A 17,210-nucleotide genomic window follows, 5' to 3' on the forward strand; every position below is an offset into this window, starting at 1 on the left:
TGACAAAACGCTAACGTTTTGAACAATGCGAAAGCAGCCTGAAGTATGAGGGTATAATAGGGAAGGGTGGAAATGAGTCTGATATGGCATGACTGGGATGTGGCAGACCTTAACGTGTATTCACTGCATGACATATTGGCGCTGCGCAGTCAGGTATTCGTGGTTGAGCAAACCTGCCCCTATTTGGATATTGATGGCCGCGATCTGGTGGAAGGTAACCGCCACATCGCGGCGTATCGCGACGGTAAGCTGGCCGCGTATGCGCGGTTGCTCGCACCCCATCCAAACAACGATGTGGTGACGATTGGGCGCGTGATTGTTGCGCCCCATGCCCGCGGACAACATCTGGGGCATCAACTAATGGAACACTCGCTGATTGCCTGCGCGCGCCACTGGCCGCAAAAGCATCTTTTCCTGTCCGCGCAGTCTCATCTGCAAGCGTTCTACGGCGCGTTTGGGTTTGTGGCGACCGGTGAGGTATATGACGAAGACGGTATTCCGCATATTGATATGCTGTCGGCGTTCTGAAGAGCATCGGGTATGCGGTGGAAGGAATCGATACTGCGGAAAGAAAAAACCGGCGAGAGTATTGCCGGTTTTTTGTTATTTGACGCTTGATTAGCTGGCGGCGTGTGAAATTTTATTACCCAGTTTTTGTACATCTTCGCCAAAGCCGCGCGTGGTGTTACAGCCGCTCAATGCTGCCGTGACCAGCAGCGCCACTACGATCGTTGTTATACGTTTCATCATCGTTACCAGCAGGTTGATAAACAGGGTGTGATAAATAGAGTGCGATAAGTTTCTACTTTGTCATAACCGCAGGTAAAAATTCAATCCTCGTATAGCCTGAACCGGCTGATATTGTTTGAAATTATGTTGCTACCTATGTGTATTAGCTCAGACTTGAGCTGACATTGTTACTGCACAGAACTAAACCTAATCTGACAAGCAGCTTCGTGGCAGGAGAGGACGAGGTGAGAATCGTATTTAGCTTAAATTATGACTTGTTTACACCAACTAGGTGTGATTTTATATGCTTAATTATTGCATGTAAAATCATTTTTACGAGGTTGGAATGTCGGTAGATTCACCAGTGAAAGCACAGTTTGAAGCATATAATGCCCATGATATTGAAGCGTTTATGTCTTGCTTTTCAGAGGATTTCAAAGGTTATCGGATGCCAAGTGAAAGTCCTTCAACAACAGGAAAAGAATCATTACGCGAATTTTACTTAAACAACCGTTTTAATAATCCAAAACTTAAAGCAGAACTTATTTCCAGAATCGTAATGGGCAATAAAGTTTTCGATCATGAACGGATACACGGTTTGTCTGATCAGCCTTTGGAGAGTGTTGCTGTTTTTGAAATTAAAGACGATCTCATTTCGACCGCATGGTTCTATTTCCCATAACGGATAATTCAAGTAAGACTCGTAGCATTCAAGCTAATGCATTGTATGCAATGGACTTAGCGTACTATTGAAGGTCCATTTTTCGTTCATGGCTGCCAATCCGATGCGATTGTTTTCTGCCCTGTTCGCGAAAACTGTCAGTTCAAGTTTGAGCTAATGCAACTTATGGGCACTGAAAGCGGCTTATCGCCATTTGAGGTGCCGCATAATGTCCTGTGACTGATGAAGTACTCTGACAATAATGACGTTATCTGTTTCGTACAGAAAAAATAGCGTATGTCTGGCGACGGGAAAGAAATGAGTCAAACCTGGCCCAAACTCTTTGCGTTCGATGCCTATCTTGTTGTGCTTGATAGCGGTAAAGGTTTGTTCGATGGTGCAGGGAGGTGGCTTGCAATAAGCGTTGTAGGACGAAAAATAGGAAGGGAAAGCGGTGGGCAGGTTTACCAGAGAAAACCTGCCCGCGGAATGATTACTCTTCTTCCGTCAGAAACAGCTCCAGCAGGGAGTTCAGAAACAGTTTACCGTGCTCGGTGATTTGCCAGTGGGTGGCGGTTTCTGTCAGATAGCCTTGCGCCAGTGCCTGATCCAACTGCGAGCGGATACTGTGCTCTTCCAGACCGGTATAGGCCGTGAAATCCGCTCGCGGGGCGGCTTCCAGCAGGCGAAAGCGGTTCATGAAAAATTCAAAAGGCCGATCGTCGTTGGCAACATCGTGTTGCTTATCCATATACGTGCCTTGCATATAGCCACGTGGATGGCGGACTTTTACCGTGCGCAGGATGCGGCCGTCGCTGAAGGTTAGCTTGCCGTGCGCCCCACAGCCAATTCCCAAATAGTCACCGAAGCGCCAGTAGTTCAGGTTGTGCTGGCACTGATAGCCCGGCTTGGCATAGGCGGAAGTTTCATATTGCTGGTAACCCGCGGCGCTCAGTAGCGCGTGACCCTGCTCGTAGATGTCCCACAGTGCATCATCGTCCGGCAGTGTAGGCGGGCGTGAGCTGAACAGCGTGTTGGGCTCGATAGTCAACTGATACCACGATAAATGTGGCGGATTGAGCGCAATGGCCTGACGCAGGTCGTCCAACGCTTCATCCAGCGATTGATCCGGCAGGCCGTGCATCAGATCCAGATTAAAGCTGCGCAATTTCAGACCGGTCGCCAACTGTGCCGCTCGTTTGGCCTCATCCGGGCCATGAATACGCCCAAGGCGCGTCAGCTTTTGCGGATCAAAACTCTGCACGCCGATGGAGATACGGTTAATCCCCGCACGTTGATAACCACTGAAACGGTCGGCCTCGACTGTACCGGGATTGGCTTCCATCGTAATTTCAGCATCTGGCGTTAACGGGATTCTCGCCCGAACGCCGTCGAGCAGCGCCTGCATCGCTTCCGCGCTTAGCAGGCTAGGCGTGCCACCGCCGATAAAAATCGAGTGCAGTGCGCGGCCGCCCGCCAGCGGCAAATCGGCATCCAGATCCGCCAGCAGATGATCGACATATTCCTGATGTGGTACATCACCTTTCAACGCATGTGAGTTGAAATCGCAATACGGGCATTTCTGTACGCACCACGGAATATGAATGTATAGGCTGAGCGGGGGAAGCTTAAGCATTGCGTAGCGTATCCAACAGCAGGCGTAGCGCCTGACCACGATGGGACTGCGCGTTCTTCTCTTCACGCGTCAGTTCTGCTGCCGTTTTACCCAGCTCAGACACGAAGAAGATCGGGTCATAGCCGAAGCCGCCGCTGCCTACCGCCTCATGCGTCAGCACACCCTGCCAGCTACCGTGGCAGACAATCGGCGTCGGGTCTTCCGCGTGGCGCAGATACACCAGAACGCAATGGAAGCTGGCGCGGCGCTGTTCATCCGGTATATCTTTTAGTGTCAGCAGCAGCTTATCCAGATTTTGCTGGTCGCTGGCCTCTAAGCCCGCGTAGCGCGCAGAGTAAATACCCGGAGCACCCCCTAGCGCATCGACAGCCAGTCCTGAGTCATCGGCAATCGCCGGTAACCCTGTGATTTGCGACGCATGACGTGCTTTCAGGATGGCGTTTTCGATGAAGGTCAGGCCAGTTTCTTCGGCGGAATCCACGCCTAGCTCGGTTTGAGCCACAATATCCAGACCGAAATCGGCCAGCAAGCTGGCGAGCTCGCGCACTTTACCGGGGTTTCCGGTAGCCAAAACCACTTTTTGCATCGTCTTGTCCTGCGTATTTATTCAATGAATTCCGCGACGTCAGCCGGGATGTGTTGCGGATGGGTAATTCTAATCTGTTTATGCCGCCCGAGTTCGCCTTTTTCAATCACGACCAGACTTTTGGCGACCCGAAACTGTTTGGCGAGAAATTTGGTCAGATGGGCATTGGCTTGCCCATCAACCGGTGGCGCGGTGATGGCGACTTTCAGTTCGTCGCCATGCAAACCCACGATCTGATCGCGGCTGGCTTTTGGCTGAATATACAGCCGAATCACCAGCGCATCGCCGTGGCGGGTAATCGCACTCACAGCAGGAACCACAGCCCCGGAAACAGGTCCATACCCAAATAGTTGAGCATATAAAGAATCAGAATGACGGCCATGGCAGAGAAATCAATGCCGCCCATCACGGGAATAATGCGGCGGAGCGGTGCCATTAGCGGTTCAGTCAACTGATGCAGCAGATATTCAATGGGGCTACGGCCTTGGCTGACCCAGCTCATGATGGAACGGATAATGATGACCCAGAAGACCAGATAGCCTGCGGATTTAATCAGCGAAATGAGCCCGACCAGCAGGTTCATTGGGCTAAGGGAAATCGCACCAACCTGAATCAACAGCAGTAACGGGTATTTGATCGTCGTAAGGATAAAGGCCAGCAGCAGTGAGGCGCTGTCAATTGGCCCCAGCGACGGCAGAATGCGGCGCAATGGCCCAACAATCGGCTGGGTGATTTTGACGACAAACTGCGACAGCGGGTTATAGAAATCACTGCGTGACCACTGCATCCAAATGCGTAGCAGCAGGACCATTACATAGAGGTCGACCAGCGTTTTGACCAGAAAAGTAAGGGTGAGCATAAGTACGTCTTTTCCTTAATAAGATAAAGAATCGGGGATACCGCTTTTGATTAAAAAAGCGCTTCCATTTCCTGTGCGCGAGCAATCGCCGCTTGCATGGCCTCAGCCACGGTTTGCGTCAACTGCTTTTCGTTAAATACCCGTAGCGCTTCTGCCGTGGTGCCGCCCTTGGAGGTGACATTTTCTCGCAGGGTCGACAGTGGCGTATCGGGATTAGCCTCAACCAGCGTAGCCGCGCCCGACGCGGCCTGTTGTACCAGCAGGCGAGCGGTTGCCTGATCGAACCCTTGGCGGATGGCTTCCTGCTGCATCGCTTCCATAAACAGGAAGAAATAGGCTGGTGCGCTCCCCGCTGCGGCGATCACGCCGTTAATGTCTTTCTCGCTATCCACCCAGCAAATTTTACCGACGCTTTGCATCAGATGTGCGGTGAAGTCTTTATCGTCCTGACTGACGGACGCGGGGGCGTACATCCCGCTCATGCCTTTTCCGACCAGAGACGGCGTATTGGGCATAATGCGCACGATATTCAGCGGTTCACCCAGCAGCGCCTGAAAACGGGCGATGTTGATTCCCGCGGCAATCGAGAGCACGAGCTTGCCCGCGAAATTGACCTGTTCATGCAGCGGTTCGCAAACCGTCGCCATCATTTGCGGTTTGACGGCCAAAACAATGACGTCTGCTTCCTGAGCGCAGCGTACATTATCTGCGCTGCTGATGACGCCATATTGTGCAGCCAGCGCATCGCGGTTTTTGCCTGAAGGCGCGCAGACGCTGATGTGTTGAGCGGGATAACCGCCGTTGACTAATCCGGCGATAATGGCCTGCGCCATGTTTCCGGCACCAATAAACGCTATTTTACGTTGCTGCATCTGCATTATCGCTGATCACCTGTTCCGTTTGTATTCTGTCAAAGATGGCGTGCTATTCGGGGCGCGCCCTGCTGTTTATGCGTCCTTGACGGACGGTTTATGCCTTTTGGGATGAATAGTCCCGCGCGCCAAAGACTGCCGTACCGATGCGCACCAGCGTGCTGCCTGCGGTAATCGCAGCACGCATGTCATCCGTCATCCCCATTGAGAGTGTATCAATATGCGGATAATTTACTGACAATGTTTGGAACAGCGCTGCCATTTGTTTAAAAACAGCAAGCTGCCGTTCGTGATCGGTTTCCGGTGCCGGAATGGCCATCAACCCGCGCAAGCGCAGATGAGGCAAGGCGGCGACGCTGGCGGCGAGTTCCGCGAGTTCATCTACCATGATGCCGGATTTGCTCGGTTCGTTACTGATATTAATCTGCAACAGAACATTTAACGGCGGCAACGTGGTCGGGCGTTGTTCACTCAGACGCTGCGCAATACGCAGGCGATCCACGGTATGAAACCAGTCAAAATTCTCAGCCACCAGCCGACTTTTATTTGACTGTAATGGGCCGATAAAGTGCCATTCCAACGGCGTGTCCGGTTGGTTTTCCTGGAAATAATGAATCTTCTCCACGCCTTCCTGAACATAATTTTCGCCGAACGCACGTTGACCTGCCGCAATCGCTTCTTCGATCGCGCTCACAGGTTTGGTTTTACTGACTGCAAGTAGCGTAATTTCTTCTGGTGCCCGTGCGCAATGCTGCGCGGTGGCTGCGATTTGCTGCCGGATGTCCTGTAGATTCTGCTGGATTGTCGTCATGGTTATTCAGGAGGTTAATCTATGGAATTGGATGAATGGATGGCGCGTAGTGTAAAACATAATGCCTCGGATCTGCACCTTTGTAGCGGGCACCCACCGGTGTTACGTGTGGATGGGAGGCTACAGCCTGAAAATACCTTACCATGTTTAACGTCGGAGCAGGTGGCACAATGGTGCGATGCCTGGCTAGAACCGACTCAGAAAGAGCAACTACGTCAGGCAGGGCAGGTGGACGGCGCGTTAATGTTGCCCGATGGACAGCGCCTGCGGATAAATGTATTTCGCCAGCGGGAAGGACTGTCTGCGGCGCTGCGCATCATCCCATCTGTTCAACCTTCATTGGATGTGCTACATGCGCCACCCATTCTCTCCACACTTCTGGAAAAACCGAACGGACTGATCCTGATTACCGGTGCGACGGGCAGCGGTAAATCCACGACGCTGGCGGCTATGATTGGGGCATTAAACGATAGTAGCGATCGCCATGTGATTACGCTGGAGGATCCGATCGAGTTTATTCATGGCAGTCGACGCTGCCTGATTCAACAACGAGAGATCGGTGTGCACAGTGCGTCTTTTGCTCAGGCGCTACGGGCAGCGTTGAGGGAGGATCCTGATGTCATTCTGTTAGGAGAGTTGCGCGATACGGAGACGATTCGGCTGGCGCTGACAGCAGCGGAAACAGGTCATTTGGTGCTATCAACATTACATACGCGCAGTGCATCACAGGCGGTCGACCGTTTAATTGATGTCTTTCCAGGTGAAGAGAAAACCTATGTTCGCAGCCAGTTAGCAACCTGTTTGCAGGCGGTGGTGACGCAAAGGTTGTTGCCTTCTGCACACGGCGGCCGCATCGCGCTTTATGAAGTGCTGACGGTGACAGCGGCAGTCAGCAACCTGATTCGTGAGGGAAAAACGCACCAGCTTCCCGGCCTTATTCAGACCGGATCTGCTACGGGAATGCAAACGTTCGAACAAAGCTACCAGCAGCGCTGTCAGGATGGGTTTATTTCACACAGTTGCGCCCTTGCCGTTTAGCCGCGTAGAGGTTTTCATCGGCTAACTGAATCCAGTCCTCAACGGACGTAAGATCGGAACGGTAAGCAGCGATCCCGGCGCTGATCGTGAAATGCAGAGTCTGACGATCGTATTCCAGCGTATGTTGCTCAATGGCTTTACGAATACGCTCGATAGCTATGACGGCAGTTTGATAAGGGACATCTTTTAGCAGGATGATGAATTCTTCGCCCCCAATACGAGCGACCAGATCTTCCTGACGTAATAACATGCGCATCAGCACCGCTAATTCTTTGAGGACGGCATCGCCAGCCAGATGACCGTATTGATCATTAATGCTTTTAAATAAATCGATATCAATAATAGCAAGGCAGCTTTTATCGGCGTGCTGGCTTTGCTGCCTGAGTTGTAAAAACGCGCGGGCTTGCTCGAAGAAGCTGCTGCGATTTGGCAGTCCGGTAAGAAAGTCATGGCCTGCGTTAAAGCGAAGAGATGCTTCTATCTGTGCGCGTTCATCTTCAAGTGAGCGTGCGTGAATAATAATACCGAGTGTTTTTACCAGCGGAGCAAGTAGCTCGATCATCGTTTGATCGTAACCTTCCCGACGATTGGCCAGTGCGATCATCCCGATTGCTTTGCCGTTGTGGGTGATAGGAATGCCGAGCAGGGAATACAGCGCAGGGTGTATGGGGGGAAGGTCCCTGCCAGCCTTTTGCCTCAATAGGTTATTGGTGCACACCACCGTGTTGTGAGTTACTACATGACCAAACAGGTTATCAAGTTTACGGAGCTTCAGGCCGCCGTGAGTTCTGCGCTGGTGTCTGTACCAGTTTAGTGTTTCTTCATCCCAGGCAAGGTTGGAAATTGCAGGGAGATAGAGTGACTGTCCGTCCTCATCTTCCTGCAACGTGGCGATAAAACCGAAGCTGCTGTTGGTCACGTCGAGCAGTCGCTCAAAGACTTTATCGCAGGCTGAAGGCAGATTATGGTCGAGCAGAAAACTGTCATGAACTGACAGCAAAATATCAAGAATAATGCCTTGCTGATGTGCTCTCTTTTCAGTTTCGACATTTTGCGTGATGTTGTGGGCATACTTAATGATTTTTCTCACATTACCGTCACTATCCATGATCGGACTGTAGGTCGCTTGTATCCAGTATGAATGGCTGTCTTTGCCCAGTCGATGGAAGCGTCCGCTGATGGAGTGACCGCGGTGTAAGGTTTCCCAAAATGTTTGATACTCGGTTTGTTCAGTATCAACAGGGTTGCAGAGTAGACGGTGGTGCTGACCGAGTAAGTCTTTTTCCTCATAGCCTGTCAGCACCAGATAATGTTTATTGATATGAGTGATATAGCCATCTTTATCAAACTCGATCACGCCTTGCGCGTTCTCAATCGCATCTAACCGTGCACGATGTTCTGACACGAGAAGTTTTTCCTGTGTAATATCCGTTGCCAGTTTTATGATGCCGATATGTCGGCCTTTGTCATCGATAATTGGCGTATAAGCCGCATGGAGCCAAATAATTTCTCCTTTTTGGGTTTTCCGCTGGAATTCCCCTGCGTTGATATTTCCTTTAACCACATCGTGCCAGAAATGATCGTGTTTTTTATGTTGTGCTTCTGGCAGGAAAAATGTGTGGTTTTTCTGAATAATATCTTCTTTTTTATAGCCTAGCATTTTGCAAAAAAGAGGATTGGCTTCAATCAGTTTCCCTGCCAGATCGAATTCGGCGATGGCATAAATGGAATCAAGTGCGTGTAGTTTGGCTTCACTGTCAAACCTGGTAATCAAATCAACATCAACTGACTGATTATTCATGTTTATCTCTGCCTATATTCTTTCTGTCTTTACCCTTGATTCGCTGTTGTCAGTGGCATTTGTTTTACCATGATGCCGTCTGTGGTGTTATCGGGTGATTGGCGGTCACCCTTTTTCTTTGCGCTGAAATCAATGGGCTGAATTAATAAAATAGCGTGCTATTAATTATATTAATAAGTATTTTATTTAAATGTAATTAATGGCCTGAAATGCACAACGCTTACCACTAATAAGGTGTTTTTTCTCATTGTCTTTTTATTCAATGCATTGACGCGATAACGCTGATCGCTTTTATGCCGAAACCCTATTTATACGCTTATGTGTAAAAACAGAGAATAGCGGCAAAAAAATAATACTCAAATTATCTGAAAGTATATATATGAACTATGTACGTTAAGGGAAAAGCGGGTTCCTGCTTATCCTCATTATTTATTCAGTGCTGTAGGGCGCCAGTAGAGAGCAGTGACTATTTTTTATAATGCTGGTGGTCAACGTGAGGCTGACCACCAGCGGTGACACCAGCAGATTAAGAAAGGCGAGGTTCTACCTGAAATAGCGCCATGGATCGCATCAACTGTTGGGACTGTTGTTCCAATGACTGCGTGGTCGCGGATGAGGCTTTGACGAGCTGCGCATTGTGCTGAGCGACTTTGTCGATCTGTGTGAAAGCGACGTTCACCTGCTCGATACCGCGATGCTGTTCTTGCGTCGCGGTAGAAATGTCTCGCATCAGTTTCGTAATACGGATGATTTCATCGGTTACTTCGTCCATGGTTTCACCTGCTTTGGAAGCCAGTTCGAGCCCTTCCGACACGCGCGTCTGGGAATCCAAAATCAGCGAACGGATCTCTTTCGCTGCCTGCGCGCTGTGCTGCGCCAGATTACGTACTTCTCCGGCGACGACGGCAAAGCCTCTGCCTTGTTCGCCTGCGCGGGCGGACTCGACGGAGGCGTTCAGCGCCAGAATGTTGGTCTGAAACGCGATCCCGTCAATGACGCTGAGAATGTCATTGATGCGTTTGGCGCTGGTGGCGATTTCCTGCATTTTTTCAATCACGTAACAGACGGATTCGTTGCTGCGACTGCTGGTATTCGAGACGTTATTAGCGAGCTGATGGGCAAGTTCGGCGTGATCGGCATTGAGTTTTACCGTCGCGCTTAATTGCTCCATGCTGGCCGCCGTCTGTTCCAGGGCTGCAACGGATTCTTCGGTACGCTGGGAAAGCTGGGCGTTTTCTTCAAACAATTCACGGCTACCGAGATCGATTTGCGTACTGGCATCGCGAACCTGACTCACTGACTCCAATAGCGCACCCTGCATGCGGCCGATGGCATCGTTGAGTCGACCCAGTTCGTTGTCTCCGCCTTGAATCAGACGCCGCGTCAGATTACCGCTGGCAACTTGCTCTAACTGCTCAATAGCATGGTCCAGCGGTTTGAGCAGCATGTGCCGCAGTGCAACCCAGGCTAGTGCGACCAGCGTGATAGATAACAGGCAGGCAATCGCAATCAGTAATAGCATAATGCGTTCATTGCGTTCGGACTCCGCCAGACCCTGTTCAGAAAGCTGTTGGGCATACTGACGGAAGTTTTGGATCGATAAATCAAAGGCTTCGCTCAGCGTACCCAGTTGTTTTTCCAGAACGTCATAATATTCGTCGGTATATTGTTTTTGCAGCGCGCTCAGCATCGGGGTCATGCCCTGCTGAAAATAGGCCTGATAGGTTTTCAGCACCTCCTGCGCCAGCGCTTGCTGTTTCGGATCGACCTTGGCCGATTTGATCACGCGTTCAATGTCTTCCTGTGACTGGCGGAGATGCTTTTCTACGATCCCGGTTTCTTTTGCTCCGTCGTCCAGCAAGCCGATTTCGATTTTCCTGACGGCGAGCGTTGCTGAGGCACGCGCGCTGAGCGTTTGGTTATAGCCGCTCATCAGATTGCCCAGCTCAATGCCCTGAATCTGGTTTTGTGCTGTCAGCGTTTCCCTGTCTTTCTTAATCGCCACTACACCCATACCGCTGACAATGAGCAGCAGCAGGGTGGTTAGCAGCAATAACGTTAATAAGCCGGTACGAATAGAAATATTTTTCAACCCCATGGTGTCCTTTTCCTTACGCCGCCTTCGTGGGTGATAGCCCATTCATCGTTATACCCGTAATACTTCAAGCTGCATGTGCGTTGGCTGCGTTTACTCACCCGAATCACTTACCGGAGTAAGCTCATCGGGATTCCCTCTCTTGCCGCCTTCCTGCAACTCGAATTATTTGGGGTATAGATTTGGTGGGTGCAACCAAAGAGAATACGTTATCTGTGTTGCGGTGAGATAAAATTAAAAAGATATGGCTGACGTGAAAAGGTTTGAGCGAGCGAGGTACAGCCAGACAATCTCTCGTAACGCAAAGGGTATAAATAATTAGCCGTAGTCTTTGTGCCTGGTTTATTATCTGTCAATAGCGTTGGTTTTTCAGGTGCGTACTCAATGCGCCCGTCAATGATACCCAGAGGTATCCGAGGTTTATGTGCAGTTAACAAGTTTTACGGATTATGGCTTGCGGGCGCTGATTTACATGGCGTCACTGCCGAGCGGGAAAATGACCAGCATTTCAGAGGTAACGGAAGTGTATGGCGTGTCTCGTAATCATATGGTCAAAATTATCAATCAACTTAGTCGTGCTGGGTTGGTGATGGCCGTGCGCGGTAAGAATGGCGGCATCCGCCTTGGAAAACCGGCAGAAACAATCCGAATTGGCGATGTCGTGCGCGAGTTGGAGCCGCTCACGTTGGTCAACTGTAGCCATGACTTTTGCCACATTACGCCAGCCTGTCGTTTGAAGCAGGTGCTCCAACAGGCGGTACAAAATTTCCTGCATGAGCTGGATCAATACACGCTAGCTGATATGGTCAAAGAAAACCCGCCGCTTTATAAATTATTGTTGGTTGAATGAGTTTTGTTCAGCCTCCTGCTGATGACAACGGAGGAACCGCAATGTCACAAGATCCATTCCTGGAACGAGAAGCAGAAAAATACGAATCCCCCATCCCCAGTCGTGAATATATTTTGGCGCATATCGCCAAGCGCGATACCCCGATTAGCCGGGAAGAATTAGCCGCTGACCTGCAATTAACCGGAGAAGAACCCCTTGAAGCCCTGCGTCGCCGCCTGCGTGCGATGGAGCGTGATGGTCAGCTTATTTTTACTCGCCGCCAGTGCTATGCGTTGCCGGAGAAACTCGATCTGCTGCGTGGCACGGTTATTGGTCACCGCGATGGCTTCGGTTTCCTGCGTGTGGAAGGCCGTAAAGACGACCTTTATCTGTCGGCTGAAGAGATGAAACGGGCGATTCACGGCGATGTTGTGCTGGCACAACCGCTGGGCGCCGATCGTAAAGGTCGCCGTGAAGGGCGCATTGTGCGCGTGCTGGAACCACGTACCGGACAAATTGTTGGTCGCTATTTTGTCGATGCCGGTGTCGGGTTTGTGGTGCCGGATGATAGCCGCCTGAGTTTCGATATTCTGATTCCGAAAGAAGAAATTAACGGTGCTCGCATGGGCTTCGTCGTCGTGGTTGAGCTGACGCAACGCGCAACGCGCCGCACGAAAGCGGTCGGCAAGATCGTTGAGATCCTCGGTGACAATATGGGCACCGGGCTGGCGGTAGATATCGCCCTGCGCACCCACGATATTCCGCACACTTGGCCATCACAAGTGGAAGAGCAGGTGAAGGATCTTTCCGAAGAGGTGCCGGAAGCGGCGAAAAAAGGCCGTGTGGATCTGCGTAAGCTGCCGCTGGTCACGATTGACGGCGAAGACGCGCGCGATTTCGATGACGCAGTGTACTGTGAGCAGAAGCGTGGCGGCGGCTGGCGTTTGTGGGTTGCGATTGCGGACGTGAGCTATTACGTTCGGCCGAATACGCCGCTCGACCATGAAGCGCGGGCGCGTGGCACGTCGGTATACTTCCCGTCTCAGGTGGTACCGATGCTGCCGGAAGTGTTGTCGAACGGGTTATGTTCGCTCAACCCGCAGGTCGATCGCCTGTGCATGGTCTGTGAAATGACCGTTTCGTCGCAGGGTAAGCTGTCGTCTTACAAGTTTTATGAAGCGGTGATGAGCTCACATGCGCGTCTGACTTACACCAAGGTGTGGAATATTCTGCAAGGCGACGCTGAACTGCGTGAACACTACAAGCCGCTGGTGGGCGGGCTGGAAGAGCTGCACCACATGTACAAAGCGCTTGAACACGCGCGTGAAGTGCGTGGCGGCATCGCGTTTGAAACCGAAGAAGCCAAGTTTATTTTCAACGCCGAACGTCGTATCGACCGTGTGGAAGCTGTGGTGCGTAATGATGCGCACAAGCTGATCGAAGAGTGCATGATTCTGGCGAATATCTCCGCCGCGAGATTTGTGGAGAAGAACGAAGAACCTGCGCTGTTCCGCGTACACGATCAGCCGAGTGAAGACCATGTATTAGCCCTGCGCAGCGTGCTGGGGGAACTGGGGCTGACGTTGAAAGGTGGAATGAAGCCACAGCCGAAAGACTACGCTGAACTGATGAACGAGGTAGCAGAGCGTCCCGATCGGGAAATGCTGCAAACTATGCTGCTACGTTCGATGAAACAGGCGATTTATGACCCGGAAAACCGGGGGCACTTCGGGCTGGCGTTGACGTCTTATGGCCACTTTACGTCGCCAATTCGTCGTTATCCAGACCTGTCGCTGCACCGCGCGATTAAGTATTTGCTGAGCGATCGTCATGAGCGTTGGACATCAACGGGCGGCTGGCATAGCGACATTAACGAGATGCTACAACTGGGTATGCACTGCTCGATGACGGAGCGTCGTGCGGATGAAGCTACGCGCGACGTCGCGGATTGGCTGAAGTGCGACTTTATGCAGGATCACGTTGGCGAAGTCTTTACAGGGATTATCGCCAGTGTGACCGGTTTTGGCTTCTTCGTGCGCCTGAAAGATCTATTTATCGATGGGCTGGTACACGTTTCTACGCTGGATAATGACTACTATCGCTACGATAATATCGGCCAGCGACTGATTGGCGAATCGCGTGGGCAGGTTTATCGCCTGGGTGATGAAGTGGAAATCCGTGTTGAAGCCGTGCATATGGACGAGCGCAACATTGATTTTGCGTTGATTTCCAGTACTCGTAAGGTGCGTGGTGAAGGTAAAACCGCGCGTGACCGTACGAAGAAACCAGAGTCGCGTGAGGCCAAGCCAAGTCGACGCCGTCGTAGCCCAGGCAAAGCCGCAGCAAACTTTGAACCGGATGCCGCATTCCGCAAAGAAGGCGATCGCAACGCCGCGACGTCGGATAAACCAAAAGTGAAGCCGAAAAAGAACCGCGATAAAGCGAAAAAGAACGCGGAAAAAACGCGTAAAATCGCCGCCGCGACTAAGGCTAAACGCGCGAAGAAAAAGTCCGCTGAGTAAGGTTAGCTAACCCTATTTCTCCTCTGTGAGGAGGGGAAGTAGGGTAAAACCTCTATCTCTAATGAACAGGTTCTGCCTGTTATGGTTAATTTGAAGAGTATTAATGAGCGAAATTATTTACGGTATCCACGCGGTTAAGGCACTGCTTGAGCGCGATCCACAGCGTTTTCTGGAAGTCTTTGTTCTGAAAGGACGCGACGATCGTCGCCTTCAGCCCGTTATTGCCGAGCTGGAAGCGCAGGGCATCGTTATTCAAGTAGCAAATCGCCAATGGCTGGATAAGCAGGCTGAAGACGCGGTTCATCAGGGGATCGTAGCGAAGGTTAAAGAAGGGCGGAAATATCAGGAAAACGATCTGCCTGCGATGTTAGACAATCTGGAAACGCCTTTCCTGCTGATATTGGACGGTGTGACTGATCCACATAACCTGGGCGCTTGCCTGCGTAATGCGGATGGCGCTGGCGTACATGCGGTGATTGTGCCTCGCGATCGTTCTGCGCAACTAAACGCGACAGTGAAGAAAGTGGCCTGTGGCGCGGCGGAAACCGTACCGGTTATCAGCGTGACCAATCTGGCTCGTACGATGCGCCTGTTGCAGGAGCGTAATATCTGGATCGTCGGCACGGCGGGTGAAGCGGATCATACGCTGTACCAAAGTAAATTGACTGGTCCGTTGGCGTTGGTGATGGGCGCGGAAGGTGAAGGCATGCGCCGTCTGACTCGTGAGCACTGTGATGAATTGATCAGCATCCCAATGGCAGGCAGTGTGTCTTCACTGAATGTGTCTGTTGCTACTGGTGTGTGCTTGTTTGAAGCTGTTCGCCAGCGCGCATAATCAGCATCGAAAATGACAGTCGAGAGGTGCCATAGGGCACCTCTCTGTCGTTGGGGCTATGCCGCAGAGTTTGCCAGTCTGCGAACATCTTGTTGTGAAGGTTGTAAAAGCCGGAAGACGGAAACCGCATCAGAAAGTACGATCGCCTGTTGTTCCAGTGAGTGAGCAGCGGAAGACGACTGCTCCACCAGCACGGTGTTTTGCTGCGTGTTCTGGTCCATCTCTATGATGGCCTGGCCGACCTGAGAAATACCGCGATGCTGCTCGTCCGAGGCAGTAGTAATGTCTTTCATTATGGCGTGAACCTGCGTGACGGACTGGACAATCCCTTCCATCGTTTTCCCTGCGCCGTTAACCAGCGCTGCGCCATTGTTAATCTGCGAAACGGACTCGCCAATCAGTGTATCGATCTCCTTGGCAGCCTGCGCGCTGCGCTGTGCCAGATTACGCACTTCACTGGCGACGACGGCGAAACCCCGTCCTTGCTCACCGGCTCGTGCAGCCTCTACCGCAGCATTGAGCGCCAGAATATTGGTTTGAAATGCAATGCTGTTAATCATTGAGGTAATTTCGGCGATACGGTGGGAACTTTGCGCGATGCCGTGCATGGTATTCACCGCTTTAGAAACCTGTTCTCCCCCCAGATTCGCGGTATCAGAGGCATCCATAACCAGACGGTTGGCTTGATGAGCGTTATCGGCATTCTGTTTCACCGTTGACGTCAACTGCTCCATACTGGCTGCGGTTTCTTCGAGTGCGGCGGCTTGTTGCGTAGTGCGAGAGGAGAGATCGGTGTTACCCGCAGTAATTTCCCCTGCGGCATAGGAAATCTGATTCGCACTGAGGCGAATTTTATCAATCATGCTGTGCAGATTGTTATTCATCTGCCCCATGGCTGAAATCAACTGGCCTAATTCATCACGGCGTTCATTGTGCAACTGTACGGTAAGATCGCCTTCTGCAATGGCGCGAGTGGCGTGTAACGCCTGATGTAGCGGGCGAACGATCTGTCGTGAAATCACAATCGCGGTCGTCAGGCCGAGTATGATGGCGATCAGCGTAATCACGCCCAGTTGGATATCACTGTTAATAACGTTGCGGCCAGCGCGGCTCTCTTCTGTGAAGTAAAGCTTATTGATGTTTTCCTGCAACTGCGCCATTTGATTATTCAGTTCGCTGAGCGTCTGTTGAGTGACATTCGGGCTCATGACCTGCTGGCGTTGGGTTAGGTAGGTATTGAGTGACGAACTGATATCCTGGATGGCGTTTTTATCTTCTGATGGCCAGTGTCCGGTATTAATTTCTTTTAGCAGCGCTGATAACTCCTCGTTGATGTTACCGATAGCGCTGTCGTGCTGTTCCAGATACTGTGCTTTACGCTCTAGTGCATAACCAAAGTTGCCTTCTCGAGCGACAACGGTTTTGTCATAAATAGCGCCAAGGCGGCTGATGCGCTTTAACGATTGGTCACTATTGTGTAATCCATAAAAGCCAACCATGGAGAGAATCCCACCCATGATGAGCAATAAACCAAATCCTACCAATAACTTTCGTGTTACAGACAGGTTTTGAAATGACATCCAGCGCAGCATAAACTTCTTCCTTTCGTTCATTAATTATTTACCGTTATCGCAGGTTAGTAACGGTTTAGTTGTCATTGTGTGTTTGCATAAAAAAGCAGGTGATGAATGTGAAATGGGCTCCTATCTAACTGATAAAAAATGCCTTATCTGTTATCGGCATTTCAGGTGCAATGATTATCCATTTTCTTAAAAAATGTGAGGATACTCGTGCGGATAGAGCGGCCGAGGGAATAAAGCGCTTCGCAGGAGATTCCTGCATTGCTTATCACGTAAAGTCATGTATAAACGCTTTGCTATGCAAGAATCATCTATACCCTTCCCCTTACCTGTTGCTGACGCGCCAACGTGTCTCA

General features: G+C 51.1%; 16 protein-coding genes. 6 read left to right on the top strand and 10 right to left on the bottom strand.

Annotated features, from left to right (window positions below; genetic code table 11):
- Window positions 1-72 precede the first annotated feature (72 nt).
- Window positions 73-528: a GNAT family N-acetyltransferase gene (locus tag CLR69_RS16725; RefSeq protein WP_129706511.1), complete on the top strand. Its 456-nt coding sequence runs from the start codon at window positions 73-75 to the stop codon at window positions 526-528.
- Between the two features lie 90 nt (window positions 529-618).
- Here the strand turns inward: CLR69_RS16725 and CLR69_RS16730 are convergent, their stop codons facing one another.
- Entirely contained in the window at window positions 619-747 is a 129-nt protein-coding gene (locus CLR69_RS16730; RefSeq protein ID WP_081923409.1) for an entericidin A/B family lipoprotein, read from the bottom strand.
- A 328-nt stretch (window positions 748-1,075) separates the two neighbouring features.
- Between CLR69_RS16730 and CLR69_RS16735 the strand changes: the two genes are divergently transcribed.
- Window positions 1,076-1,411, top strand: coding sequence for a nuclear transport factor 2 family protein (locus tag CLR69_RS16735; protein WP_129712129.1), 336 nt, complete (start codon window positions 1,076-1,078; stop codon window positions 1,409-1,411).
- A 472-nt stretch (window positions 1,412-1,883) separates the two neighbouring features.
- Here the strand turns inward: CLR69_RS16735 and hemW are convergent, their stop codons facing one another.
- The 6 genes from hemW to CLR69_RS16770 all read right to left on the bottom strand — a co-directional run bounded on the left by hemW (window position 1,884) and on the right by CLR69_RS16770 (window position 6,154).
- Window positions 1,884-3,026 carry a radical SAM family heme chaperone HemW gene (hemW, locus tag CLR69_RS16745; RefSeq protein ID WP_129712128.1) on the bottom strand — a complete coding sequence of 381 codons (1,143 nt, stop codon included), beginning with the start codon at window positions 3,024-3,026 and terminating at the stop codon, window positions 1,884-1,886.
- Window positions 3,019-3,612, bottom strand: coding sequence for an RdgB/HAM1 family non-canonical purine NTP pyrophosphatase (gene rdgB / locus CLR69_RS16750; RefSeq protein ID WP_129712127.1), 594 nt, complete (start codon window positions 3,610-3,612; stop codon window positions 3,019-3,021). The genes hemW and rdgB overlap by 8 nt, the downstream gene beginning before the upstream one ends.
- Window positions 3,613-3,629: 17 nt before the next feature.
- The gene (gene yggU, locus CLR69_RS16755) at window positions 3,630-3,920 is read right to left on the bottom strand and encodes a DUF167 family protein YggU (RefSeq protein ID WP_005974847.1); all 291 of its coding nucleotides are present in this window, start codon (window positions 3,918-3,920) and stop codon (window positions 3,630-3,632) included.
- Window positions 3,917-4,471, bottom strand: a complete 555-nt coding sequence (locus CLR69_RS16760) for a YggT family protein (RefSeq protein WP_010295003.1) — start codon at window positions 4,469-4,471, stop codon at window positions 3,917-3,919. Before CLR69_RS16760 ends, yggU begins: the two co-directional genes overlap by 4 nt.
- Before the next feature lie 50 nt (window positions 4,472-4,521).
- The gene (gene proC / locus CLR69_RS16765; RefSeq protein ID WP_129707184.1) at window positions 4,522-5,343 is read right to left on the bottom strand and encodes a pyrroline-5-carboxylate reductase; all 822 of its coding nucleotides are present in this window, start codon (window positions 5,341-5,343) and stop codon (window positions 4,522-4,524) included.
- A 97-nt stretch (window positions 5,344-5,440) separates the two neighbouring features.
- Complete coding sequence (locus CLR69_RS16770; RefSeq protein ID WP_129712126.1) at window positions 5,441-6,154, bottom strand: YggS family pyridoxal phosphate-dependent enzyme; 714 nt, start codon at window positions 6,152-6,154, stop codon at window positions 5,441-5,443.
- Window positions 6,155-6,175: 21 nt separating this feature from the next.
- On the opposite strand from CLR69_RS16770, the gene CLR69_RS16775 reads away from it, so the two are divergent.
- Window positions 6,176-7,192: a type IV pilus twitching motility protein PilT gene (locus CLR69_RS16775; RefSeq protein ID WP_129712125.1), complete on the top strand. Its 1,017-nt coding sequence runs from the start codon at window positions 6,176-6,178 to the stop codon at window positions 7,190-7,192.
- Here CLR69_RS16775 and CLR69_RS16780 read toward each other — a convergent pair.
- Window positions 7,161-8,993, bottom strand: a complete 1,833-nt coding sequence (locus CLR69_RS16780; RefSeq protein WP_129712124.1) for a sensor domain-containing diguanylate cyclase — start codon at window positions 8,991-8,993, stop codon at window positions 7,161-7,163. The two genes, CLR69_RS16775 and CLR69_RS16780, sit on opposite strands and share 32 nt — an antisense overlap.
- 526 nt (window positions 8,994-9,519) lie before the next feature.
- Window positions 9,520-11,091 (bottom strand): methyl-accepting chemotaxis protein, encoded by a 1,572-nt coding sequence (locus tag CLR69_RS16785; RefSeq protein ID WP_129706497.1) that lies wholly within the window; start codon window positions 11,089-11,091, stop codon window positions 9,520-9,522.
- Between the two features lie 421 nt (window positions 11,092-11,512).
- Between CLR69_RS16785 and nsrR the strand changes: the two genes are divergently transcribed.
- The 3 genes from nsrR to rlmB all read left to right on the top strand — a co-directional run bounded on the left by nsrR (window position 11,513) and on the right by rlmB (window position 15,274).
- Window positions 11,513-11,938, top strand: a complete 426-nt coding sequence (gene nsrR, locus CLR69_RS16790) for a nitric oxide-sensing transcriptional repressor NsrR (protein ID WP_129706495.1) — start codon at window positions 11,513-11,515, stop codon at window positions 11,936-11,938.
- 41 nt (window positions 11,939-11,979) lie between these two features.
- Window positions 11,980-14,439, top strand: coding sequence for a ribonuclease R (rnr, locus tag CLR69_RS16795; protein WP_129712123.1), 2,460 nt, complete (start codon window positions 11,980-11,982; stop codon window positions 14,437-14,439).
- Between the two features lie 103 nt (window positions 14,440-14,542).
- Window positions 14,543-15,274, top strand: coding sequence for a 23S rRNA (guanosine(2251)-2'-O)-methyltransferase RlmB (gene rlmB, locus CLR69_RS16800; protein WP_039545633.1), 732 nt, complete (start codon window positions 14,543-14,545; stop codon window positions 15,272-15,274).
- 56 nt (window positions 15,275-15,330) lie between these two features.
- Here rlmB and CLR69_RS16805 read toward each other — a convergent pair whose 3' ends face one another.
- Window positions 15,331-16,866 (bottom strand): methyl-accepting chemotaxis protein, encoded by a 1,536-nt coding sequence (locus tag CLR69_RS16805; protein ID WP_129712122.1) that lies wholly within the window; start codon window positions 16,864-16,866, stop codon window positions 15,331-15,333.
- Between the last annotated feature and the right edge of the window lie 344 nt (window positions 16,867-17,210).

This window comes from Pectobacterium zantedeschiae (assembly GCF_004137795.1).
Taxonomy (GTDB): Bacteria; Pseudomonadota; Gammaproteobacteria; order Enterobacterales; family Enterobacteriaceae; genus Pectobacterium; species Pectobacterium zantedeschiae.

Bases quoted from the DNA above. Each gene is read 5' to 3' on its own strand.
- CLR69_RS16725 (WP_129706511.1), top strand. From the start codon at position 73: ATGAGTCTGATATGGCATGACTGGGATGTGGCAGACCTTAACGTGTAT.
- CLR69_RS16730 (WP_081923409.1), bottom strand. From the start codon at position 747: ATGAAACGTATAACAACGATCGTAGTGGCGCTGCTGGTCACGGCAGCA.
- CLR69_RS16735 (WP_129712129.1), top strand. From the start codon at position 1,076: ATGTCGGTAGATTCACCAGTGAAAGCACAGTTTGAAGCATATAATGCC.
- hemW (WP_129712128.1), bottom strand. From the start codon at position 3,026: ATGCTTAAGCTTCCCCCGCTCAGCCTATACATTCATATTCCGTGGTGC.
- rdgB (WP_129712127.1), bottom strand. From the start codon at position 3,612: ATGCAAAAAGTGGTTTTGGCTACCGGAAACCCCGGTAAAGTGCGCGAG.
- CLR69_RS16760 (WP_010295003.1), bottom strand. From the start codon at position 4,471: ATGCTCACCCTTACTTTTCTGGTCAAAACGCTGGTCGACCTCTATGTA.
- proC (WP_129707184.1), bottom strand. From the start codon at position 5,343: ATGCAGCAACGTAAAATAGCGTTTATTGGTGCCGGAAACATGGCGCAG.
- CLR69_RS16770 (WP_129712126.1), bottom strand. From the start codon at position 6,154: ATGACGACAATCCAGCAGAATCTACAGGACATCCGGCAGCAAATCGCA.
- CLR69_RS16775 (WP_129712125.1), top strand. From the start codon at position 6,176: ATGGAATTGGATGAATGGATGGCGCGTAGTGTAAAACATAATGCCTCG.
- CLR69_RS16780 (WP_129712124.1), bottom strand. From the start codon at position 8,993: ATGAATAATCAGTCAGTTGATGTTGATTTGATTACCAGGTTTGACAGT.
- CLR69_RS16785 (WP_129706497.1), bottom strand. From the start codon at position 11,091: ATGGGGTTGAAAAATATTTCTATTCGTACCGGCTTATTAACGTTATTG.
- rnr (WP_129712123.1), top strand. From the start codon at position 11,980: ATGTCACAAGATCCATTCCTGGAACGAGAAGCAGAAAAATACGAATCC.
- rlmB (WP_039545633.1), top strand. From the start codon at position 14,543: ATGAGCGAAATTATTTACGGTATCCACGCGGTTAAGGCACTGCTTGAG.
- CLR69_RS16805 (WP_129712122.1), bottom strand. From the start codon at position 16,866: ATGCTGCGCTGGATGTCATTTCAAAACCTGTCTGTAACACGAAAGTTA.